The organism is Desulfosarcina variabilis str. Montpellier (genome assembly GCF_048565275.1).
In the GTDB taxonomy this organism is placed as follows: Bacteria; Desulfobacterota; Desulfobacteria; order Desulfobacterales; family Desulfosarcinaceae; genus Desulfosarcina; species Desulfosarcina variabilis.
In genome coordinates, this window is the sequence record NZ_CP159846.1 from 4,464,893 (window position 1) to 4,485,541 (window position 20,649).

General features: G+C 48.2%; 15 protein-coding genes. 11 read left to right on the forward strand and 4 right to left on the reverse strand.

Features of this window, described 5'->3' with window-relative positions; genetic code table 11:
* The first annotated feature begins 68 nt into the window (after positions 1 to 68).
* Both Dvar_RS20125 and yjgA read left to right on the forward strand, forming a co-directional pair.
* Complete coding sequence (locus tag Dvar_RS20125) at positions 69 to 692, forward strand: TetR/AcrR family transcriptional regulator (RefSeq protein ID WP_419663753.1); 624 nt, start codon at positions 69 to 71, stop codon at positions 690 to 692.
* A gap of 45 nt (positions 693 to 737) precedes the next feature.
* A complete protein-coding gene (gene yjgA / locus Dvar_RS20130) occupies positions 738 to 1,226 on the forward strand; it encodes a ribosome biogenesis factor YjgA (RefSeq protein ID WP_419663754.1) in 489 nt (162 codons plus the stop codon).
* 144 nt (positions 1,227 to 1,370) lie between these two features.
* Here the strand turns inward: yjgA and Dvar_RS20135 are convergent, their stop codons facing one another.
* Both Dvar_RS20135 and Dvar_RS20140 read right to left on the reverse strand, forming a co-directional pair.
* Positions 1,371 to 1,805: a hypothetical protein gene (locus Dvar_RS20135; RefSeq protein WP_419663755.1), complete on the reverse strand. Its 435-nt coding sequence runs from the start codon at positions 1,803 to 1,805 to the stop codon at positions 1,371 to 1,373.
* Between the two features lie 60 nt (positions 1,806 to 1,865).
* A complete protein-coding gene (locus Dvar_RS20140) occupies positions 1,866 to 2,171 on the reverse strand; it encodes a hypothetical protein (RefSeq protein WP_419663756.1) in 306 nt (101 codons plus the stop codon).
* 260 nt (positions 2,172 to 2,431) lie between these two features.
* Here Dvar_RS20140 and Dvar_RS20145 point away from each other — a divergent pair, with 260 nt between their 5' ends.
* The 7 genes from Dvar_RS20145 (at position 2,432) to Dvar_RS20175 (ending at position 14,890) form a co-directional block, all read left to right on the forward strand.
* The gene (locus tag Dvar_RS20145; protein WP_419663757.1) at positions 2,432 to 6,904 is read left to right on the forward strand and encodes a DEAD/DEAH box helicase; all 4,473 of its coding nucleotides are present in this window, start codon (positions 2,432 to 2,434) and stop codon (positions 6,902 to 6,904) included.
* A gap of 47 nt (positions 6,905 to 6,951) precedes the next feature.
* Positions 6,952 to 8,835: a hypothetical protein gene (locus tag Dvar_RS20150; RefSeq protein ID WP_419663758.1), complete on the forward strand. Its 1,884-nt coding sequence runs from the start codon at positions 6,952 to 6,954 to the stop codon at positions 8,833 to 8,835.
* Entirely contained in the window at positions 8,832 to 9,098 is a 267-nt protein-coding gene (locus Dvar_RS20155) for an EscU/YscU/HrcU family type III secretion system export apparatus switch protein (protein WP_419663759.1), read from the forward strand. The genes Dvar_RS20150 and Dvar_RS20155 overlap by 4 nt, the downstream gene beginning before the upstream one ends.
* A 281-nt stretch (positions 9,099 to 9,379) precedes the next feature.
* Positions 9,380 to 12,613 carry a DUF5672 family protein gene (locus tag Dvar_RS20160; RefSeq protein ID WP_419663760.1) on the forward strand — a complete coding sequence of 1,078 codons (3,234 nt, stop codon included), beginning with the start codon at positions 9,380 to 9,382 and terminating at the stop codon, positions 12,611 to 12,613.
* A 19-nt stretch (positions 12,614 to 12,632) separates the two neighbouring features.
* A complete protein-coding gene (locus Dvar_RS20165) occupies positions 12,633 to 13,181 on the forward strand; it encodes a hypothetical protein (protein ID WP_419663761.1) in 549 nt (182 codons plus the stop codon).
* 100 nt (positions 13,182 to 13,281) lie between these two features.
* Positions 13,282 to 14,079, forward strand: coding sequence for a class I SAM-dependent methyltransferase (locus tag Dvar_RS20170; RefSeq protein ID WP_419663762.1), 798 nt, complete (start codon positions 13,282 to 13,284; stop codon positions 14,077 to 14,079).
* Positions 14,080 to 14,170: 91 nt separating this feature from the next.
* Positions 14,171 to 14,890, forward strand: a complete 720-nt coding sequence (locus tag Dvar_RS20175; protein ID WP_419663763.1) for a hypothetical protein — start codon at positions 14,171 to 14,173, stop codon at positions 14,888 to 14,890.
* Between the two features lie 80 nt (positions 14,891 to 14,970).
* Here Dvar_RS20175 and Dvar_RS20180 read toward each other — a convergent pair whose 3' ends face one another.
* Entirely contained in the window at positions 14,971 to 15,564 is a 594-nt protein-coding gene (locus Dvar_RS20180) for a hypothetical protein (protein WP_419663764.1), read from the reverse strand.
* An 80-nt stretch (positions 15,565 to 15,644) separates the two neighbouring features.
* Entirely contained in the window at positions 15,645 to 16,769 is a 1,125-nt protein-coding gene (locus Dvar_RS20185; protein ID WP_419663765.1) for a DNA-methyltransferase, read from the reverse strand.
* Positions 16,770 to 17,103: 334 nt separating this feature from the next.
* Here Dvar_RS20185 and Dvar_RS20190 point away from each other — a divergent pair, with 334 nt between their 5' ends.
* Both Dvar_RS20190 and serA read left to right on the forward strand, forming a co-directional pair.
* Entirely contained in the window at positions 17,104 to 18,555 is a 1,452-nt protein-coding gene (locus tag Dvar_RS20190) for an MFS transporter (RefSeq protein ID WP_419663766.1), read from the forward strand.
* Between the two features lie 239 nt (positions 18,556 to 18,794).
* The gene (serA, locus tag Dvar_RS20195) at positions 18,795 to 20,378 is read left to right on the forward strand and encodes a phosphoglycerate dehydrogenase (protein ID WP_419663767.1); all 1,584 of its coding nucleotides are present in this window, start codon (positions 18,795 to 18,797) and stop codon (positions 20,376 to 20,378) included.
* Positions 20,379 to 20,649 lie beyond the last annotated feature (271 nt).

A 20,649-nucleotide genomic window follows, 5' to 3' on the forward strand; every position in this document is an offset into this window, starting at 1 on the left:
TTAATTTTGCATTGCTCCGCATCGGCTGTGTCTGCGGTTAATCTGACCTGAATCTGCAGGAGGCCAGCATGTCAACTTTTCAAAAACTCAGAAAAGCGGAACGGGAGACTCGCAAAAATCTGATCATTGATGCCGCATTAGAGCTTTTCAGCCAGAAAGAGTTCCATAAGATCGGCATGCGCGACATTGCCAAACGGGCCGGGATATCCGCCGCAGCGATATATCGCTATTTTCCCGGTCGCGACGATATTTTTGTCGAGGCACTGGTGCGCCACATGCAGACAGTGGAACGGATGTTTGAGAAAAAGGTGGCTTCCGGCCAAACATCTTTGGAGGAACTCGCCATGGCCAGTGTCGACTATCTTTTGGAAAATGAATCGGTTTTCCAAATGATGGGCCATTTTATGATTACCGGTCAAATCCAAACCAAGGCCATGGAACGCTACAACGCGATGCAGCGGCAGTTCCTGAACCTCCTGGAAAGATTCAACAACCAATCCGAACTCGAGATCGACAACCGCTTGGTGACCCACGCGATCTACGCCTCCATTATCGGTGTGGTCATGGCCTTTAAAAAATATCCGGGACGTTCACCAGACGAGATCAAACGCCATATCCATCGGCTGACCCGCATTGTCAGCAGTATGTTTACCACAGGAAAAATGCCAGGCCGCAATGGGAGCGGTGAATGATGCAAACGGGTAAGATTCCTTTAATTGATGGCCGGCAATAAAAATATGAATGAAACCATTCCAAAGAGTCGCACCCAGTTGAAAAAAGAAGCCATGGCGCTTCAACGGATTGGAGAGCGGTTGGTTGCGCTTTCCGATGAACAGCTACAACGCATGGACCTGCCCCAGATGCTGATGGCGGCTATCGAGGCGATTCGGGGCATGACGTCCCGTGGCGCCAGGCGCCGCCAATTTCAATACATCGGTACGATCATGCGTGCCGTGGATATCGAGCCCATTGAACAGGCGCTTTTGGAGATTGAGCAAGGGGCCTACAGCCAAGCCCAGGCGTTTCATCAGCTTGAGTCCTGGCGGGATCGGCTGGTGGCTGGTGATGATGGGCTCATGCAAGAGATTTTAAACACCTACCCGCAGGCGGACCGTCAGCGCCTGGGACAACTGGTCCGCAGCGCGCGTAAAAAGACGGGCGGCAAGCCCGCTCCCAAGTCCCAACGCAACCTGTTTCGCTATCTGAAGGACCTGACGGAATCCTAAAACGTGTCTATCCAGAAATGACCAATTTGCCCGATATCGGCGTTGCGCGAAAAATTTAATCCTCGGAATATCAGCTATATGCCTGTGGTTAAATTTTTCTTCGCGCCTTAATCTCGACCAAATTTGTCTATTTCTGGATGGACACTAAAACGCGCCCAGTTGGCATTTTTTTATCTTTATTTCCAGGGCTTCACAGGCTGAGGCCAAATCTGATTTGGACATTTGCATTTTGTCCGCCAAATCCCATGCGGCTTTGCAGGTGAGTTTTCCATCAATGAGCGCATCACGAATAGCTTGTTCGAGTTCTTGCGGGACCCGCTCCATGGGCGTGATGGCCTTTACTGTTTCCGGTGGATGGCCGAAAAGCCCCATTTGGCAAAAATGAATTCGTTTTTCCAGCAAATCGATGTTCATGCCCACCACATGTGGGGGAACGGAAAGTTTTTTGGCAATGGCATGGGCCGCAGCACAGGTAATCCGCCCGTTTTTTTCTTTGTCAGCGATGGCCTCGGCGATCTGCGAATCGATTTTTGCCTCTGGGTGTTTGGCGGCGTAGTGGCCAGCATCTTCGTGGGTCATTTTTCCTTTTTCTCCTATTTTTCTGCTCATGGTGTTTATTTTGGCTTAACGCCGCTTAATTTAGTACTTGTTTTTCATTCCGGCAAGTATCCACTTGATGCACCATCCGACAATTACCGGGCCAGCGCCTACAAGGGCAAAAGGAACAATGTTTTGTTGATGCCATGGCTTGAAATAAAGTGCCCAGCAGGAAGGCCAGAGAATGGACAGGACGATGGCCAGGCGAAGCGTCCAGATCAGTCCGGGGGCAGGGCGGCGGGGCGTGATTCGGGGTGCTGATTCTTGCGGTTTTATCATGCGGGGCAGAACCAGAATGACCACAATGATAAGCCCGATCAAAAGCAATTCTTGGAATCCGGAAAACATGAGAACCTTTTGTCAAAGGATGTTTAATAGTGTCCATCCAGAAATAGGTGCTGCAAGGGAAGTGATGTGTAGCACAAAGCAAACACTTAGGCAATCGGTGAGCGACCGCCCAAAGGGCAACCGCATTTGGGTCACCTGCTCTGGTCGGCAACGATCGAGCCAAAAATGGAAAAATTGTCAAAGGCCAAAATCCAACTGTCAATTGAAGGATAACTCCGATTAAAATAGGCAGAATACCACCATTAGATACGTTTCATCCCTTGGTACGTAGCTGGTTTGAAACCCGCCTTGGGCAGCCGACGCCCATTCAAAAGCGCGCATGGCCATTGATCGCTGACGGCAATCATGTATTGATCACGGCGCCCACGGGACAAGGCAAGACCTTGGCGGCATTTTTATGGGTTTTGGATCAGCTGATTGGCGGACGATTAGAGACCGGGCACACGCGTATTCTTTACATTTCCCCCTTAAAGGCGCTCAACAACGACGTACATCGCAACCTGATCCGGCCACTGACCCAAATTCGGGCGTTATTTGAAAAAGATGGTGATGCTTTTCCAAGGATTCATGTGGCCACGCGAAGCGGTGATACGCCGCCTGGCGATCGCCGCAGGATGCTCCGGCGTCCGCCGGAAATATTGATCACAACGCCGGAGAGCCTGCACCTGATGCTTTCCTCCCACGGGGGGCGAAGCATTTTAGGCCAGATTTGTACGGTCATTCTGGACGAGGTCCACGCCGTGGTGGGAAACAAGCGGGGAACACTGCTGATGAGTGCGGTGGACCGGTTGGTGCCCCTGTGTGGTGAGTTCCAGCGCATCGCCTTGTCCGCCACGATCAATCCGGAAGATCGCGTGGCTGACTTTATCGGCGGGTTCAGCATGCAAGGTGAGGGCAAGGCGCCGGTCTATGTCCCGCGAGCGGTTCTGCGCTGCCGCGATTTACAGAAACGATCGGATATCATACGGATAACGGTTCCTGCCCATATTGCAGCGGGCGACAACACACAGTCCATCTGGAACAAGCTGGCCGACACCTTCAAAACCGCCATTGACGCCCACAGGTCAACCCTGATTTTCACCAATTCCCGGCGTCTGTGTGAAAAACTGACATTTTTGATCAATGGCAATGGCCAGCACCCCATTGCCTATGCCCATCACGGCTCACTGTCCAAAGCCTTGCGACTGGAAGTCGAAAACCGCCTCAAGGCGGGAACCCTCAAGGCCATTGTGGCCACGGCGTCCCTGGAATTGGGGATTGACATCGGCGATCTTGATCAGGTGATTCTGGTGCAGTCTCCGCCGAGTATTTCATCGGCGGTGCAGCGCATCGGCCGATCCGGCCACGGCGTCGGGCAATCCAGCCGGGCCGAGTTTGTGGCCACCCATGCGCTGGACGCCTTGACCGCTGCCACCTTGGCCCAGGCGGTGTTCAAACGCGAAATCGAACCGGTGCGCATCGTAGCCTGTCCCCTGGATGTGCTGGCCCAGGTACTGGTGTCCATGACCGGTGTCGAGACGTGGGACGTGGACCACCTGTACAACACCTTGCGTTCCTTTGCACCGTTCCATGATTTGAAGCGCAGTACCTTTAACTTGGTCGTGGAGATGCTGGCCGGCCGCTATGCGGCGACCCGGATTGCCGCCCTGCAGCCTAAAATGGCCTATGACCGGATTGAAAATACGTTAAGTGCCAGAAAGGGGGCGCTGCTCAGTTTGTACACGTCCGGGGGCGTGATTCCGGATCGCGGCTATTTTGCACTGCGCTATCAGGAAACCGGCGATCGTATCGGTGAACTGGACGAGGAATTCGTCTGGGAGGCCAAAAAAGGCCAGGTGTTCACCCTGGGAAGCCAGAATTGGCGCATTGGGCGCATCACCCACAATGATGTGTTTGTCAAGCCGGCTCGCCCCAAGGCACCCGCACCGCCCTTTTGGCGGGCAGAGGATGCGGATCAGGACTTTTTTTTGGCCGAAAAGATCGCCCGGCTGCTCGAATATGCCGAGCGCCATTTGTCCGATCCAGGCTTGCTGGATGAATTCTGCAAGCATTATGGTATGGATGAAAACAGTGCGCGCTATCTGATCGATTTTCTTGCTCGGCAACAAAGACGCACCGGTTGTGCGCTGCCCCATCGCCATCACCTGGTCGTGGAGCAACTGCCGGCCCTTAAGGGGGGAACTGGAATCGGTCAGGTCGTCATACATACCTTCTGGGGGGGACGGGTCAACCGTCCGTTTGCACTGGCCCTTCAAGCGGCCTGGCAAAAACGATACGGTCATATACCATCCATTTTTCCAACCAACACAGCGGTTTATCTGCTGCCCGCCCAGACGACTGACATGGACGATATTCTGTCCCTGGTGTCGGCCGAAACGATTGACTTACTGATCCGCGAGGCCCTGGAAGGCTCAGGCGTTTTCGGTGCGCGTTTCAGAGAGTGCGCAGCCCGTGCCCTGCTGTTGCCCCGTCAGCGGGCCGGCCAGCGCATGCCCCTGTGGATGAGCCGGCTGCAATCCCAACGGCTGCTGGATGCCGTCGGGCATTTTACGGACTTTCCCATCGTTCTGGAGACCTGGCGCAGCTGTCTGCAGGATGATTTTGATATGGTTGCACTAAAACAGGTGCTGGACGAGTTGGAGCAGGGCAAAATAACCTCTACGACAGTCAAAAGCACTTCCCCAAGTCCCATGGCCCTGTCCGGATCATGGCGGCTTGTCAATCAGTACATGTATGCCGACGACCGTCAGCAGGGGGCGGTAAAAACCCTTTTGTCCCGGGATCTTATCAATGAGGTGGTGTTTACCCCTGAACTGCGGCCGACTGTGGATGCAAAGACAATTGATGAATTCGTAAAAAAACGTCAGCGCATCTTCCCTGGTTATGCTCCGGACACCCCTGTTGAATTGTTGGAATGGGTCAAAGAGCGGTTGATGATTCCCTGGCCGGAATGGCAGGCCTTTTTGGATCAGATGCGCAGCCAAGGCCAAACATCTCCAAAAAAAGTAGTCAACGCCATCGGCAACAAGCTCGTGCGATTGGTTCCCGGCCGAGGTGCCCGACCAGACACGCATCTGATTGTTGCTACAGAGATGGTCCCTGTGCTGGCGCGTGGTTTATACGCCGGACAAACCGATATCGACTGGGTTGATTGGGGCGGCCAATCGATCAATTTTGCACAAACAAAACCGGCCAACGGAGCGCCGCCGCTTCCCCGGCCCACGGATATCCTGGGGCAGTGGCTTCGATTCTACGGACCGGTAAGCGAGGCTTTCATCGCCAACCGGTTGATGTTCAGCCCGGACGGTTTGTCCGACTTGCTCACCGCGCTGGTCAGTGAGGGCACGCTGGTTTCCGGACAGCTGATCGAAGGGCAAACCGAGCGTCAGTATTGTGACGCCGACAATTATGATTGCCTGCTGCGCATGGCAAGGCAGCGGCGAAGGGCGGTTATTGAAACGCGGGACATCGATGACCTGGCTTTGGTGTTGGCCCATTTTCAAGGCGTTTCGAAATCCGGCGGGCAACCCGATGCGTTGATGGAGCGGCTGCAGTGCCTGATGGGGATTTGGTTGCCGGCAGGATTATGGGAGACGGATATACTGCCGGCCAGGATCAAGGATTATGCCCCAGGGCAATTGGACTATCTGATGCAAGCCTCCTGTCTGATGTGGATCGGTGGTTCCGGAAAGCAGATTACCTTTTGCCTGGAAGACGATCTTGATTTGATCGTTGACGGCAAACCAGCCCCAAATAATGGTACAAAAAAGTCGTCGCAGGACCGCGTTGATATAAAGCCTTTGTTCAAAGATCGCTTTGCGCGCTACCCGTTGTCGGCCCTGTTGGGTGATCCGCCGCAACCGGCCCAGGCGGTGCTGGAGAAGTTGTGGGCCGCTGTCTGGACGGGACAGGTCACCAACGATACCATGTTTGCTCTCAGACAGAAGACAGGCCCAAAAAACAATCCTTCTGGGCAGCCGCGCACTCTTCAGGCAATGGGACCGGGTGCCGTGCGGCGTTTCAGACGCACCAAACCCGGATTGCAGGCAACGGTGTCGGCAGGGACAATGGGGAACTGGCGGCTTGTAAGTCCACCGGTCGCGCCGGACGGTCTGATGGAATCCGAGGAACTGGTCAAGGATCGGGTGCGGTTGCTGCTGGATCGCTACGGTATTCTTTTCCGCCAACTGCTGGACCGGGAAGCGCCGCTTTTCCAGTGGTCTTCCATTTTTCGTGCCCTGCGGCTCATGGAGCTTGCCGGAGAGATCTCGGCCGGATACTTTTTCAAGGGCATCCCCGGTATGCAATTTGTCTCCAATGCCATGCTGGCCTTGCTGCGCGACGGCATCCCCGAAGAGCCCGTATTCTGGATCAATGCCATGGATCCGGGGTCCCTTTGCGGGCTTAAGCTCGACGCGATCAAAGGCCGGCTGCCGCGGCGCGTAGCCAGCAGCCATCTGGTCTACCTTGGGTGTCAACTGGCCATGGTATCCCAGCGAAATGGCAAGACCATTGATATCAAGCTGCCCGTTGATCATCCGCGCCTGGGTGACTGTTTTGGCCTGTTTGACCATCTGTTGGGCCGCGCCGTCCATCCCCGGCGCTTCATTACCATTGACACCATCAATGGGGAACCGGCAGCCCAAAGCCCTTTTATTAACCTTTTACGCAAACGGTTCGATACTACCATTGAGGCATGTGCGTTGACCCTGTACCGGCGATTTAACCACTAAACCGCAATCGAAGTGCATAACTTCAAAAGAATCTATGGTTATCAAGCATGGACGTCCAATGGCTGCTTAACCTGCCCCAGCAGATCAAGGGCGGGGACCCATCATCAAAACCTAACCTTACCTTAAAGGCCGGTGATCTGCTGACAGCCTCGGTGCTGGAAGTGGACAAGGGACGCGATGCCCTGATTTCCATTGGCCAGTTCAAGGCCTACGCCCGTCTGCCGTTGCCCGTGGTTACCGGTCAGTCGATTCAAATCCAGGTCCAGCAGGCGGACAACGGGCTGCGGATGATGATGGTGCCCAATAAGAGTGGACAACCGGCATCGGATGCATCAGGGCGTGGTCATCCTCAGGTTGGCGAGCAGCCGAAAGGCAGTAGGGCGATGCAGGCAAGCGGGAGAATCAACCCGTCACCGACGCCACTAACGGGCAATGACGTACCCACCCGCAGCCAGCTCGTTGACAAAGGGATGCTGCCGGCAAACGGCAGAATCAACCGGGCCCAAACGCCGTCAACGGGCAATGCGGTACAGGCCAGGCGTCAGTCTGTTGACCAAAAGATGGTGCAGTCAACCGGCAATCGCCATCCGGCAGCGATTGCGCCGGGCAGCGATAATCTTCAGATACGTGTATTCGAACCGGTTTCCGATCGTCTGTCTTTAATTGCCCATTCCCACCTGCTGCGTCCGGGAGAATCCGTCGAGGGCCGTGTCACGGGGTTTGCGAAAGACGGATTGATGTTGGTAGATTTCGGCAAATTCAAGGCGTTTGCAAAAATTGATGTTCCAGTGCGGGAAGGCCAGATTCTGCCCCTGACCGTCGAAAAGAGCGAGCAGGGCATCACTTTTTCGATTGGGAAAAAAGCCCCGGTCACCATGGCGCCCCAGTCATCCTCGTTACCAGTGGCTCACGGTGTGTCCCCTGAGGCCATCCGCCACAGGGCCGAGCGCCAGACATTGCCATCGGCGTCAACGCTTCAATATACTACCCCTTCAGCGGATGTCCGGTCAGGCACGAAAGCGCATATGGCCCAATCGCCAGCCCCTTTAAGCCCGCCCACGGCACCGGAAATGGCCCAGTTCAGGCAGCAGATCCAACAGCTGCTCGGGCAGTCCACCATGCCTGAGAAACCATTCGCTGAATCACTTCCCCCAACCACTCAGGCAGCGCTAACCCACTTGCAACAGTTGCTGCGTCCAGTATCCACCACTGGTGATATCACCACGCTGATGACCAGTATTCGAGAATTTGTCGAAAATTCCGGGGTCTATTTTGAGAAACGGGTCGAGGCGGCAATCCAAAACGCACAGGATCGGCAGGTACCGATGACGCCAACCGAATTGGCCCAGCACCCACCCATCCGGGACCTGATGGTGAAGGATTTAAAACCCAATCTTTTGATTTTAAATCAATTTCTGGACTCTCAGGCAATTGATCAGAAGGCCGAGGATCGGCATGTATTGGAGACGATGAAAAGTGTGGTGCAGCGCACGTTGGCCCATATCGAACAGCAACAACTGGGGGCAACGGAAAAACCCGTTGATCCGGATGTATTCCAGGCTTTTTCCCACCTGCTGATGCTGGCTGATCATCGGCGCGATGCCCGGCTCAAAGTGTATTACGCCAAAAAGGGTGGTAAGGAAAATGCCAATAAAACCCCTCGTGTGGCCCTGCTCCTGGAGATGGACCGCATGGGGACGGTGCGCACCGATTTGTGGATGGTCGGCAAAGATCTGAACATTACCTTTTTTGTTCAGACACCGGAAATCAAGTCAGCCATCAGCGATGTCCAGGATGAAGTGAAAAGTGCCTTGAACGAAAAATTCAATACGGTTGCCTTAAGCGTTATCGTCAACGAAAACAAAATCGAGCAATTCGATGAAGAGGATGTATCCTTGAACTCCCGCCGCCTGCTGGATCTGAGCATATGAAAGACAAACAACTGAAAAAGGCCGCTGCCCTAAAATACGACCAGGCCCAAAGTATGGCGCCACGGGTGGTCGCCAAAGGCAAAGGGCATATTGCCGAGCAGATTATTCAACTGGCCCGCGAAAACGATGTGCCCATGGTCGAGGACCGCAACCTGGTCAATGTGCTTGAAGCCCTGGAACTGGAATCGGAAATACCCGCCGAACTTTACCAGGCCGTGGCCGAAGTACTGGTGTTTATCTATAAACTGAACGGCAAACTTTGAGCCGGTAATTTTTTAGTAAAAATTTCGACGGTTAAATCATCAAATCGCAGATACTTGTCTATCTTCTTGGGGGATAATTGGCCGCATTTTAACATTATCTTCAAAATTTCTCCTGCCAAAAAAATGACGATCTTTTTTTTCGATAACGCGTAACGCTTAAGAAAAACAGCAAAAAAATAGATACACCGCTTGGTATAAGAATTGCTGAAAATAGTGTCGGTGTCGCTACTATTTCCATGGTATCAAGCATCCTGCAATTTTTTTATCATCAAGGCGAAAAAATGAGTGAGACCTTTCGAGGATCCTTTTTACAATTTGATATTACGCCCAATGTGTCCGTATCAAATCCGGCCTTCCTGTTTGGAATAGGGGATGAACGAAGAGCGTCCAAATCCGTTGCTATTCCCCTTTCGCTTGAAATGTGCATGCTGGAAGATAGCGATTACACCCGGTTGTTATTTATCAGTGCAGATATTTTTGGTTTCGAAAAAAGTGTGGTTGAAAAAGTAGTGCGTTATGCCGCGCAATGGGGAGTTGCACCGGAGGGCGTTGTAATCAATGCGTCTCACACTTTTTATGCGCCAGGAACGATAGCGAACATGCCGGAGTCCATGGGACCCTACTACGAAAATTACTCGTCACAGATTTTACAGATTATCCTTTCAAATTTGCAGAATCTTTACGACCGGTTGGAACCTTGCACGATCCGTCATGGTAAGGTTGAAGCAGAAGTTGGTGTAAACCAGCGCTATTTGAAAAACGGGAGATTCGCTGGTGAAGCACATCATGAAAGTAAATTCATTCAAGATACGCCCATCGTGCGGATAGATTTGGGTTCAACAAAAAATAGAATTCTTTGGATTAATCACGGCTGTTACCCCATGGGAATGGGGGCGAATGATGATCGAATTTCGGCAGACTACCCTGGATTTATAAAATACAGTCTCAAGCGATATGGCGTTGCCCATTGCGTTATGTTTTTTCAGGGTGCTGGAGCAGATATTGTAGAAGCTGTCAAAACCAACGATCGATGGGATGTGTGCGATAGCCTTGAAAAGGTGAGGCAATACGGGCAGAAACTTGCCGATACCATTAAAAATGGCACTCAAAAAAAGCTCTCTCCAGTAAGGGGCCGCTTTTGTAAAGGTGTGGAACCGTTTACATTATCAGTTGATGAAAAAATAAATGACACAATTAAAGAAAAACTATCTTATCGTTTCAATGGCCACCAGATTTCAGGCAAGTTAAATGTCCAATTCATCCGAATCGGTGAAGATTTCAATGTCATAAATATTCCTTCCGGAATTACGTCTGCGTTGGCTGATAAAATACACAATATCGGAAGCATTTCAAAGAGTGATTTCCTGTTGGGTTATGTCGATGGAATTGAAAGCTATATTGCTGCTGATAATCTAATTGAGAGAGAAAGGGCCGGTGATTCCCGTCAATTTCAACAAGATCTAAAAAATTATCGAATCAGCATCGAAAAAAAAATATGTGTAGCTGTCAATGATATTTTATCAAAGATAAAAAGTAAAAATTCGAATGATAATCATCCGCTGTATGACAGATCATCAAAAAGTGTGGTCAGAAAAAAGCGGATACTCTTTCTTGAGCTTTTGCACCAGAGTACGGGGGGGTTTTTAGATCATATTGTCAAATCATTAAAGGAAAAATATGATGTAAAATACCTTAAGACGTCAAGCATGGATGAAGTTCGGTCTGCGGTGACCTGGGCAGATATCGTATGGTTGGAATGGGCCAACCAAATGGCTATTCATGTGACTAATAACATTTCAGAAATACAGGATAAAAAGGTGGTCTGTCGCCTTCATGGATATGAAGTGTATACGGATATGCCGGCAAGGATCAATTGGAATCGGGTCCATCGATTAATTTTTGTAGCCCATCATAAAAAAGAGATATTCAACCAGAAATTTCCCAATAAAAATGTTCCTCAGCTTGTCATTAGAAACGGCATCCAATTAGAAAACTTTTCTATATCTGAAAATAAATTAAATACGAAACGTTTGGTCTTACTGGGATATCTTAATTTTCGAAAAGGGCTTCCCATTCTTCTTCATTTTTTCCAGCAGCTATTAAAGCATGATCCGGATTACTTTCTTTATATCCGGGGTGAATTTCAGGATCCCAGGCTTGAAATGGCTGTCAAAACCATGATCAATGAATTGAATTTGATCGACAAGATTGAATTTACAGGCTGGATCAAAGATATCAACCATTGGTTTGCCGATAAATCTCATATCCTCAGTTTTTCTCTGGAGGAGTCATTTCATTACGCGCTCGGAGAAGGCATGGCAGCTGGCCTGAAACCTGTTATCCATGCATGGACCGAAAGTCGTGATATATGGCCAAATCATTACATTTTCAGTACGTTAGATGACTTTTTAAACATAATTCAGGACACGAGTTACGAGCCGGAAAAATACAGAACATTTATTTTTGAAAATAATCTGGATGCTAATTCACAAGTGAAAAATATCGATTTGATGTTCAATGCGTTGATGCGGGAAAATTTTAATGCAAAAATAACGAAATCTGATGCGAAAAAGATAAACGAAATAGAAACCGTAAATCCAAGACAAAAAAAATGCACCAAAGATGATCAAAATACAAAGTCTACCGCAAAAGTTATATCAAAAGATCTCAGTAATAGGGGGATACTTAAAAACAAAATTACAAGCGCTCATTTAATGCAAATCTACCGATCACTAAAAAAGACTATAAAATCGGCAAATTTTAATTCCATGGATGGTTTGATCAAAAGCAGTCGTCGCTTGGATAAAGATATTTCATCACCCATATGGGGCGTTATTGTCGAAACGCGATGTCACCCGGATCTGGAATATGTGATAATTGATTTTCATACAAAGAACGATATTCCAATTCAATTATTTCACGGAAAAAGCAATGTTGATTTTATCATGTCCACTGCTGTTGGTGATTTGGTTCGTAGAGGGAATGTCGTTTTGACGCAGCTTGAAACAGATATACTGACAGGCGACATGTACAACGCCCTGTTTTTATCAAAAATGTTTTGGAACAATATCGTGGGCAGAGAAAAGATACTAATTTTTCAACCTGATACAATATGCTGCAGCCAATCGGAATATACAATTAAGGACTTTATTAACTATGATTATATCGGGTCTAAATGGTCACGTAATCGTCCGGTTGGTATGATAATCGATGGCGGTAATGGTGGGCTTAGCTTACGGGATTGGCGCTTATCATATGAATGCCTATCCCGCTTTTCGCCGCGTTATTGGCCTGGGGGAGAAGATGGCTATTTTGCGTTTCATATCGAACTAATTGGTGGCAATGTCGGAAAAAACGATGAGTGTGCCAAGTTTAGTACTCAAGAAGAATTTATTTTCAACAGCTGGGGTGGCCACAACATCTCTTGTCTTAAAAAAAATGATCTAAATAGATTTTTATTATATTGTCCTGAGGCCGCGTTTATGACGGATAGAAAAGTCAATAATAAAAAATAAGTTTGAAATTTGTGAGTATATGAAAAATAGAAAAATCATCATTGTTTGTGGCGTAAATCACTCTGGAACTTCATGTGTTGCGAAGCTTTTAATTGATAATGGCGCTGATCCAGGTGAATACGATGCTACCATTTTAGAAAACACGCCGTATGTGAAATATGAAAATATCTATTTTAAAAATTGCTGCATCGAAATGGCCAAAATTCAAAGCCTTGTTGCTCCAAAAAATAGTATTAAAAAATTTGTTGAATATTTAAAACATGAAGATTCAAAGCAGAGCAAAAAACCATTGGTTTTGAAATATCCAAAAAGTGTATACTGTTTACCGGAATTATCACAAATTATCGGAAAAGATAGAATGAGATGTGTCTTTGTCATGAGAAACACATTGGACTTGGTATCAAGCAATGTTAAAAAGACTAAAGTCAATGCAAATATTATTTTTCACTATTACAATAGTACCTACACCGCATTAACTCAATATACTGGGGATGTTTTTATCACTGCTTTTGAAAGGATACGCGTTGGATTAGATCAAAAAATGTTGCTGGAATACTGTGGCTTATAATCAAAAAAATATTAAATTGTTTTTGTTGAATATGTAAACATCTATTGATAATAATTCTTGTCATGCAAAATAATTTTATATAGATGAGAAGATCAAAAATATGAATTTAAAACGCTACGATATTGCTCAAGCCATATTGAATAAATTAAAAGGTAGGCTTTATCTCGAAATAGGTGTAAATAAAGCCAACTCTTTCAAACGAATAGTTGTTGAAAAAAAAATTGGGGTGGACCCTTTACCAACCTACAATTTCATAAACCTTTTAATGCAAAATGCAGATATTCACTATTTCAGCTGTACGACTGATCGATCGGGATCTGCACAAATCAAGTTCAACCTAAAGAATAAAAAAAATATCAGTAAAATTACAAATTCAGCATCATGTGAATTGTTCTATGTAATATCAGATGTTTTTTTTGAAAATTATGCTTCGCCTGTGTTTAGACAAAACAGGATTGATGTGGCGTTTATTGATGGCTTGCATGCCTATAAACAAGTCGTCAAAGATGTAGGCAATACACTTAGGTATCTTGAGAAAGGAGGTGTCATCCTTATTCATGACTGTAATCCTCCAACCGAGGCAGCTGCATACCCTGCAAAATCATGGAAAGCCGCCTCAAAGATGAACATTGAAGGTTGGACTGGCCAATGGTGTGGAGATGTTTGGAAATCGATCGTTCATCTTAGAGCGGTTCGTAATGACTTGGAAATTTTTGTGCTGGATTGTGATTATGGAATTGGCGTGGTTCGTCAGGGACAAAATAAAGATCCAATCAATATGTCAATTGAGGAGATAGAGAAAATGACCTATGCTGAATTCAATTCAAACAGAAAAGAAATGCTGAATCTCAAACATCAGGATTATCTTTATGACTTTCTGGAAAAAATTTCAAAATGATTAACTATTATTAGATTTTTTATTTCATTATGATGTTTTTATCAATCCAAAAGTATGATAAAAAATTGATAATCATTTAAGGCTTTATAGCATGAAAATAAATATTGTATACCGAACATGTAATGCCCCTCTTAAAGAGACCGCATTAAATTACATTAACAAAGAAAGATGTTTGTCGAACGCCATTAAAAATTTCCCGCGTGATAAATGCAACTGGCATATTGTCGCCGACACTATGCCAGAAACCTCAATTGATGTGCTAAAAAAATATGTTGATGATGAAGGTATTGAAAAAATCTACGTAAAAGATAATTCAAAGTCTTTTACAGCATGTCTTAATTACGCATTATCTTTGAAAACAGAAGAGTGGGTATATTTTCTGGAAGATGATTACCTGCACAGGAATAATTCTTTTCAAGTCCTAAATGAAGGAATTCTATTATCCGAATCATATGTGAAAGAAAATATAAAATTTTTAACGTTGTATGATCATCCTGACAAATACGGATATAACGGGCCGAATCCATTTGTTTCCGGCGGTGAAATAACGAAAGTTTATCTGACGAATTCCTGTCATTGGAAATATACAAACAGCACGACGATGACATTCGCCAGTAAAGTCAGTACCTTATTGAAACATCAGGAAATTATAAGAAAATACGCTATCTCAGGAACGACTTATGCGTTTAAAATGTTTTTGGAGTTAAACCAAAAGAAAGAATATTTAATAAGCCCATTACCCGGATACTCGACTCATGGAACAAAACGTTTCCCTTCTCCATTATACAATTGGGAGAAAGAAGTCAGATGAAAACATTTCACATTCAAGAAGATTTAAAGCGTCTGGGTATGTAGGTAGCATGTGAAAATTTCTGCCAGTAAAATCATCACCTAATCCATTACGAAAATAAAACGCTCCAACATCCAGTCGATTTTTTCTATATCAAGTTCAACCTCAGCCGTTTTTACGAACAGTACCTGACGACCGCACTTCTCAACCGGTGGTATAAATTCCTCTACCAGATGATAGTGAGGACGTTTCATGTAGTCATCAAACAGGATAAACGTTCCATATTCCGCCTCTTTAAGTGTTTTTAAGAAGCAGGCCACTCTAAATCGGCCATCAACCAAGACCAGGTCGGGTTTTTCGCCGGCATCCCACCAGGCATGGATATAAGTGCGAAAACCGTCACGATGAGTATAGCCAACCGGTCGGCCCCATTGTTCTACCGGACCGACATCGCAGTACCGCACGTTAACCCGATCCGGTTGACCGCATTCCAATGCTACAGAGCGCGCCCACTGCTCATTGGTTTCGACACTGTGGATTTTGGCATGCGTATGTTTTGCCATCCAACGCGTAGATTGACCAGCGCCATATTCGCCATAGCAATGGGCATTGGCAGCCAGTCGCTTGAACAAGGCGTCATCGCCGTCAAAAAGACGTTCCTCCGCTGGTGGAAGCTTGACAATGGTGTAGCCCATTGGCTCCAACTGGCGTTTTATATCATTGATTGTCTTCGTAAGCGATGGTGAGGTAGCCATAATTATCTTTTACTTTACGGTTAAGGATCAAACAACAACAACTGTCCATCAGAAGAAGATAATGAACGTTTTGGGTTGGATGATGACGTATTATCGGTAGAAGAATCCAGCATTTCGTATTCAACCTGAATGCGATCGGCCGTTGGATCCCCGATGGCCGTAGGCAAAGGAAGCATCAATTCGCTCTCCTGTCGGGTAACTACCGGGAATCCATAGACCTGATTGGTATGCTTGATTGCCTTCCCGGCCGCTTGCCGGTCACGCACGAATTGGCGGTGGTCGTCCAGTCGATCTTTGATACGATTGCGAGCCTGGTCGATGGATAGGTCAATGCCTTCCAAAATGGCTGACCTAAATGCCTTGTCCAATTCATACCCGATGCTGTTGCGGGCAGCGGCAGCAGCGGCAAACAAGGTGGTGCCGGTTCCCAGAAACGGGTCCAGCACGGTATCGCCTATCACGGAAAACATTGAAATCAAACGATAGGCCAATTCAAAAGGATAGGCACCGCTACGATTGCGCAGTTTTTTGGATTGGGTATTCTGCCGTGTGCCTTTAAGATCCATCCAAACATCGGAAAACCACTGGTTGCGTTCCTCCCAGAAATAGGCGCTTTGCCGGCGATTGGTTTTTTCCTCGGCGGATTTGAACAGCCGTTTATCCCCTTTACGAAAAACCAAAATATACTCGTGTTCGAGGGTGACGTAGGCTCCCGGCGGCATCATCCCCGATCCCATGAATTTGTTGGGTGCATTGGTCTGTTTGCGCCATAAGATGTTGGGCAGATTGGAAAATCCCAGGCTGAGCATTTTGCTGGCGATCCGGGTATGGTTCGAGTAAAGGGCAAACCGATCATTGAGCGTGCGGGTGGCGTCACCGATATTGATACAGACGATGCCGCCAGGTACCAGGATACGATAGAGTTCATCCCACACCGAATCCAACATCTGGTGCATGAGTTCAAACGCCCGATTACCGTCACCGGAACGAAGCGCTTTATCAATTTTAGCTGACCGGCAAAACAGTTCGTCCCACATTTCGATCATGGGGTAAGGCGGTGAGGTGACCACCAGGTGAACGCTTTGGGATGGCACGGCATCCATGTTGCGAGAATTGGAAAAGTGTAGTTGGTGTTCGGATCGCATCCCGCTTCCTTTTTCTGTGGTACATTTTTAAGAAGGCTATATGAGCGATGACGGATCGGTACATATCAAGAACCGTCGGCAAACTCAATCCGTTGCTCAAATGATGAGTGCTTTTCTCATAAAATGCCGCTTTTTTCAATTGTTGGGCTGTGTTATTTTATAATCAGGCATGGTCAGGCGAAAGTGAGCGGTTCTATGGTGTTTAAGATAATGTTTTTGGCAAGGCCTTAAGGAAGGATCTGTATAATCAATACCGCGACGACCGATAACGCAGTCCAAAAACATTATCTTGAATGCTATAAGATGCTTTTGGTTGAGGGAAACGGCCCATGGGATGAGCGCATTCACCTGTAGTGAAAAAAAGATAGCGACAACCGGTAAAAATCAAAAATGGAGTGTTTTTGCGCTGGTGGCCATTGCCATTTTCATGTCCACCCTGGATTCCAGTATCGTCAATATTGCCCTGCCAGAAATAATGGACGATTTAGGTGCTTCCTTTGAGTTGATCCAATGGATTGTTGTCATTTATCTGTTAACCATTTCATCGACCCTGCTTGCCTTTGGACGGCTGTCAGACATTAAGGGACGGCGATGGGTGTATTGCAATGGTTTCTTTTGGTTTACATTGGGATCATTGCTGTGCGGCAGTGCCCGCGTTGCCGAGATGCTGATCGCATCGCGCGCATTTCAGGCCATTGGCTCAGCCATGCTCATGGCCTGCAGCCCGGCGCTGGTTGTAGATGCCTTCCCCTTAAAAGAGCGCGGCAAAGCCCTGGGGCTGGTGGGAACCGTTGTGGCCACGGGGCTTACCGCCGGGCCGGCCCTTGGCGGCGTGATTATCGAGCATTTCAACTGGCGCACGATTTTTTTAATTAATATCCCCATTGGCACCATCGCATTGATGGCGGCATGGCGCATCTTGAAAGGAACGGCCGCAAATGGTGCATCCAATGAACCGTTCGACTGGATGGGGGCGGCTTGTTTGACCGTAACCCTGTTCAGTCTGATGACCTTCCTGTTGCATCTGAACCAATGGGCGCTCAGGTCGCCACGTATGCTGGCCCTCTTGGCAACCAGTGCCGTAGGACTGCTGCTGTTTGTTTTCGTGGAGCGCCGAACAAATTACCCCATCGCCGACATTCAGATATTGAAAAACCGGTTTTTTATCGTGTCGGTCGTCTGCGCCACCATCTTATTTGCCGGCTTGTTCACGATTACGTTTTTAATGCCTTTTTATCTGATGCGTCCGGCAGGTTTCGATGCGCAGCGCGCCGGGACGATCATGATGATTCCGTTTGCCTTTCTCTTTTTCATCAGCCCGCTGTCCGGCTGGCTTTCCGACCGCGTCGGGTCGAGTGTGCTGTGTTTTGCTGGAATGGGCCTGCTGGCGACGTCACTTTTTTGCTTTACCACCCTTTACCCCACCCAAAACCTGTGCCCGGTCTGTTGGCGCCTGGCTTTGGCCGGTATAGGGGTTGCTCTGTTTTTGCCGGCTTATAACGCCTCAGCTATGAGCGCTGTCCCCGCAAACAAACGGGGCATCGCCTCAGGCACGATTGCCGCTGCGCGGAATTTCGGCATGGTCTGCGGGGTGGCCCTGTCAGGCGTGATTTTCAGCCGCAGCTATGCAATGCTGAGCGGCGGACTCAACGCCAATGTTTACGAGCCCAGTCTGCGTCTCGTGTTTTTGGAGGCGTTTCAGCATGCCATGCTGGCCGGTACGTTGTTGGTTGCTTTCGGCTGGCTCCTCACCCTTTTCCGCGGCCAGGCCCAAAGCGATCATTGAGTTTTTTGATTACCGGTTAAATGAAATCAATCCCAAATGGTTGCCATGTTGAAGAAATCATCAATTTTCTTGCCATTTTATTCTATTTTCCTTCAAAATGTTGTTTAACCTTTCGAATAAAATAGAAAAATAAAACTGATGAAATACGCATTAATTCGCTTGAACCTTGACTTTCTACCAAAAATTGAAGAAACATATGCTCCCATTGAAGTCACATCAGCTAAAGAGGAGGAAGGAAGATGTTTAAGGTACTGGTCAGCGACGCCCTTGGTGAGGCGGGGGTTCAGCTGTTTCGCGAAACCGATGGAATCGACGTAGATGTGAATACGGGGCTCTCCCCCGAGGAACTGAAAGCAATAATCGGCGACTACGATGCGTTGGTGATCCGCAGCGCCACCAAGGTGACCGAGGAAATCCTGGATGCCGGTAAAAAGCTCAAGGTCGTGGGGCGTGCCGGTATCGGCCTGGACAATGTGGATATTCCCGCGGCGACTCAGCGGGGCGTTGTGGTCATGAATACACCGACAGGCAATGTGGTCACCACCGCCGAACATGCGATCGCCATGATGATGGCCCTGACTCGCAATATTCCCCAGGGGACCCTTTCACTCAAAGACGGCCGGTGGGACAAGAAAAAGCTCCAGGGCCGCGAAGTGTATAACAAAACGTTGGGCGTGATTGGTTTCGGAAAGATCGGATCCATTGTCGCCGACCGTGCCAAGGGCCTGCGCATGAAGGTGGTCATTTACGATCCGTTCGTCACGCCGGAGCAGATTCAAAAGGCGGGGTTTGAGGGCGTTACCTTGGATGAACTCTACAGTCGGGCTGATTACGTCACCGTGCATGTACCCAAGCTCAAGGAAACCACTGGCCTTTTGAACAAGGCAGCCTTTGATAAAATGAAAGACGGCGTCATGATTATCAACTGTGCCCGCGGCGGGATCGTTGATGAAGACGACCTGGCAGAAGCCATGCAATCGGGAAAAGTCGCTGGTGCGGCCCTGGACGTTTTTGCCACGGAACCGCCTGGTGAATGCCGTCTTTTTGAACAGGATCGGATGATTTGTACGCCTCACTTGGGTGCCTCCACCCGTGAAGCGCAGACCAATGTGGCCGTTGCCGTGGCTGAGCAGATTATCGACTACCTGATCAACGGGACCGTTATCAATGCGGTCAATGTGCCGTCGGTTGCCGGAGAATTGCTGCAGAAAATCGGGCCTTACATGGCCGTGGGCGATCGCATGGGATGCCTGCAGGCACAGTTGGCCGATGGCCCGGTCAAGTCTGTTGTGATTGAATACACAGGGGATTTCAAGGGCATGGACATGGCCCCGGTATCCACGGCCATCTTAAAAGGCCTGCTGACCCCCATGGTCAAATACGCGGTCAACTTTGTCAATGCACCCATCGTTGCCAAGGAGATGGGCATCACGGTGACCGAATCCACCACTGCTGAAGCCGAGGACTATACCCATTTGATCACCCTGCGTGTTGCCACTGAAAACGGTGAAAACGTGGTCGCCGGCACCATTATCGGCCGCAGCGACATGAAGGTCGTAAAAATCAATAATTTCCGCCTTGAACTGGTTCCCGAAGGGCATATTCTACTGATTTTCAATCAAGACCGACCCGGGGCCATCGGCGGCATCGGTACCACCCTGGGCCAGCATGATATCAATATCGGTCGCATGCACGTGGGACAGGAAAAAGACGGTGATCGCAATATTATTTTCCTGCAAACCGATACACCGGTTCCACCGGAAGTGATCGGAGAACTGCGCACGGCACAGATGGTCAGCTCGGTGACGCCGCTTGAGTTGTAGTTTTATGCTGCGATAAAGAGATGTGAGAAGAAAGGGCGGGAGACCGCCCTTTTTTTGATTTCTGAAGTGGGCTTGATTTTTTCAAGAAATGATTTATAGCGTGTGCGTAAATATGTGGCATGCAATGCGTAAATAATTAATAAGAGAAGTGTGTGAGAATCTCTAAAAAAGATCTTGTTTTGTAATAGTTTGTTAGTACTGTACATATTATGTAATTTTATATTCTAATCCTATTGTTTTTCTTCTCTCTATCCCGTTCTCAACAATACTG

Bases quoted from the DNA above. Each gene is read 5' to 3' on its own strand.
- Dvar_RS20125 (WP_419663753.1), top strand. From the start codon at position 69: ATGTCAACTTTTCAAAAACTCAGAAAAGCGGAACGGGAGACTCGCAAA.
- yjgA (WP_419663754.1), top strand. From the start codon at position 738: ATGAATGAAACCATTCCAAAGAGTCGCACCCAGTTGAAAAAAGAAGCC.
- Dvar_RS20135 (WP_419663755.1), bottom strand. From the start codon at position 1,805: ATGACCCACGAAGATGCTGGCCACTACGCCGCCAAACACCCAGAGGCA.
- Dvar_RS20140 (WP_419663756.1), bottom strand. From the start codon at position 2,171: ATGTTTTCCGGATTCCAAGAATTGCTTTTGATCGGGCTTATCATTGTG.
- Dvar_RS20150 (WP_419663758.1), top strand. From the start codon at position 6,952: ATGGACGTCCAATGGCTGCTTAACCTGCCCCAGCAGATCAAGGGCGGG.
- Dvar_RS20155 (WP_419663759.1), top strand. From the start codon at position 8,832: ATGAAAGACAAACAACTGAAAAAGGCCGCTGCCCTAAAATACGACCAG.
- Dvar_RS20160 (WP_419663760.1), top strand. From the start codon at position 9,380: ATGAGTGAGACCTTTCGAGGATCCTTTTTACAATTTGATATTACGCCC.
- Dvar_RS20165 (WP_419663761.1), top strand. From the start codon at position 12,633: ATGAAAAATAGAAAAATCATCATTGTTTGTGGCGTAAATCACTCTGGA.
- Dvar_RS20170 (WP_419663762.1), top strand. From the start codon at position 13,282: ATGAATTTAAAACGCTACGATATTGCTCAAGCCATATTGAATAAATTA.
- Dvar_RS20175 (WP_419663763.1), top strand. From the start codon at position 14,171: ATGAAAATAAATATTGTATACCGAACATGTAATGCCCCTCTTAAAGAG.
- Dvar_RS20180 (WP_419663764.1), bottom strand. From the start codon at position 15,564: ATGGGCTACACCATTGTCAAGCTTCCACCAGCGGAGGAACGTCTTTTT.
- Dvar_RS20185 (WP_419663765.1), bottom strand. From the start codon at position 16,769: ATGCGATCCGAACACCAACTACACTTTTCCAATTCTCGCAACATGGAT.
- Dvar_RS20190 (WP_419663766.1), top strand. From the start codon at position 17,104: ATGAGCGCATTCACCTGTAGTGAAAAAAAGATAGCGACAACCGGTAAA.
- serA (WP_419663767.1), top strand. From the start codon at position 18,795: ATGTTTAAGGTACTGGTCAGCGACGCCCTTGGTGAGGCGGGGGTTCAG.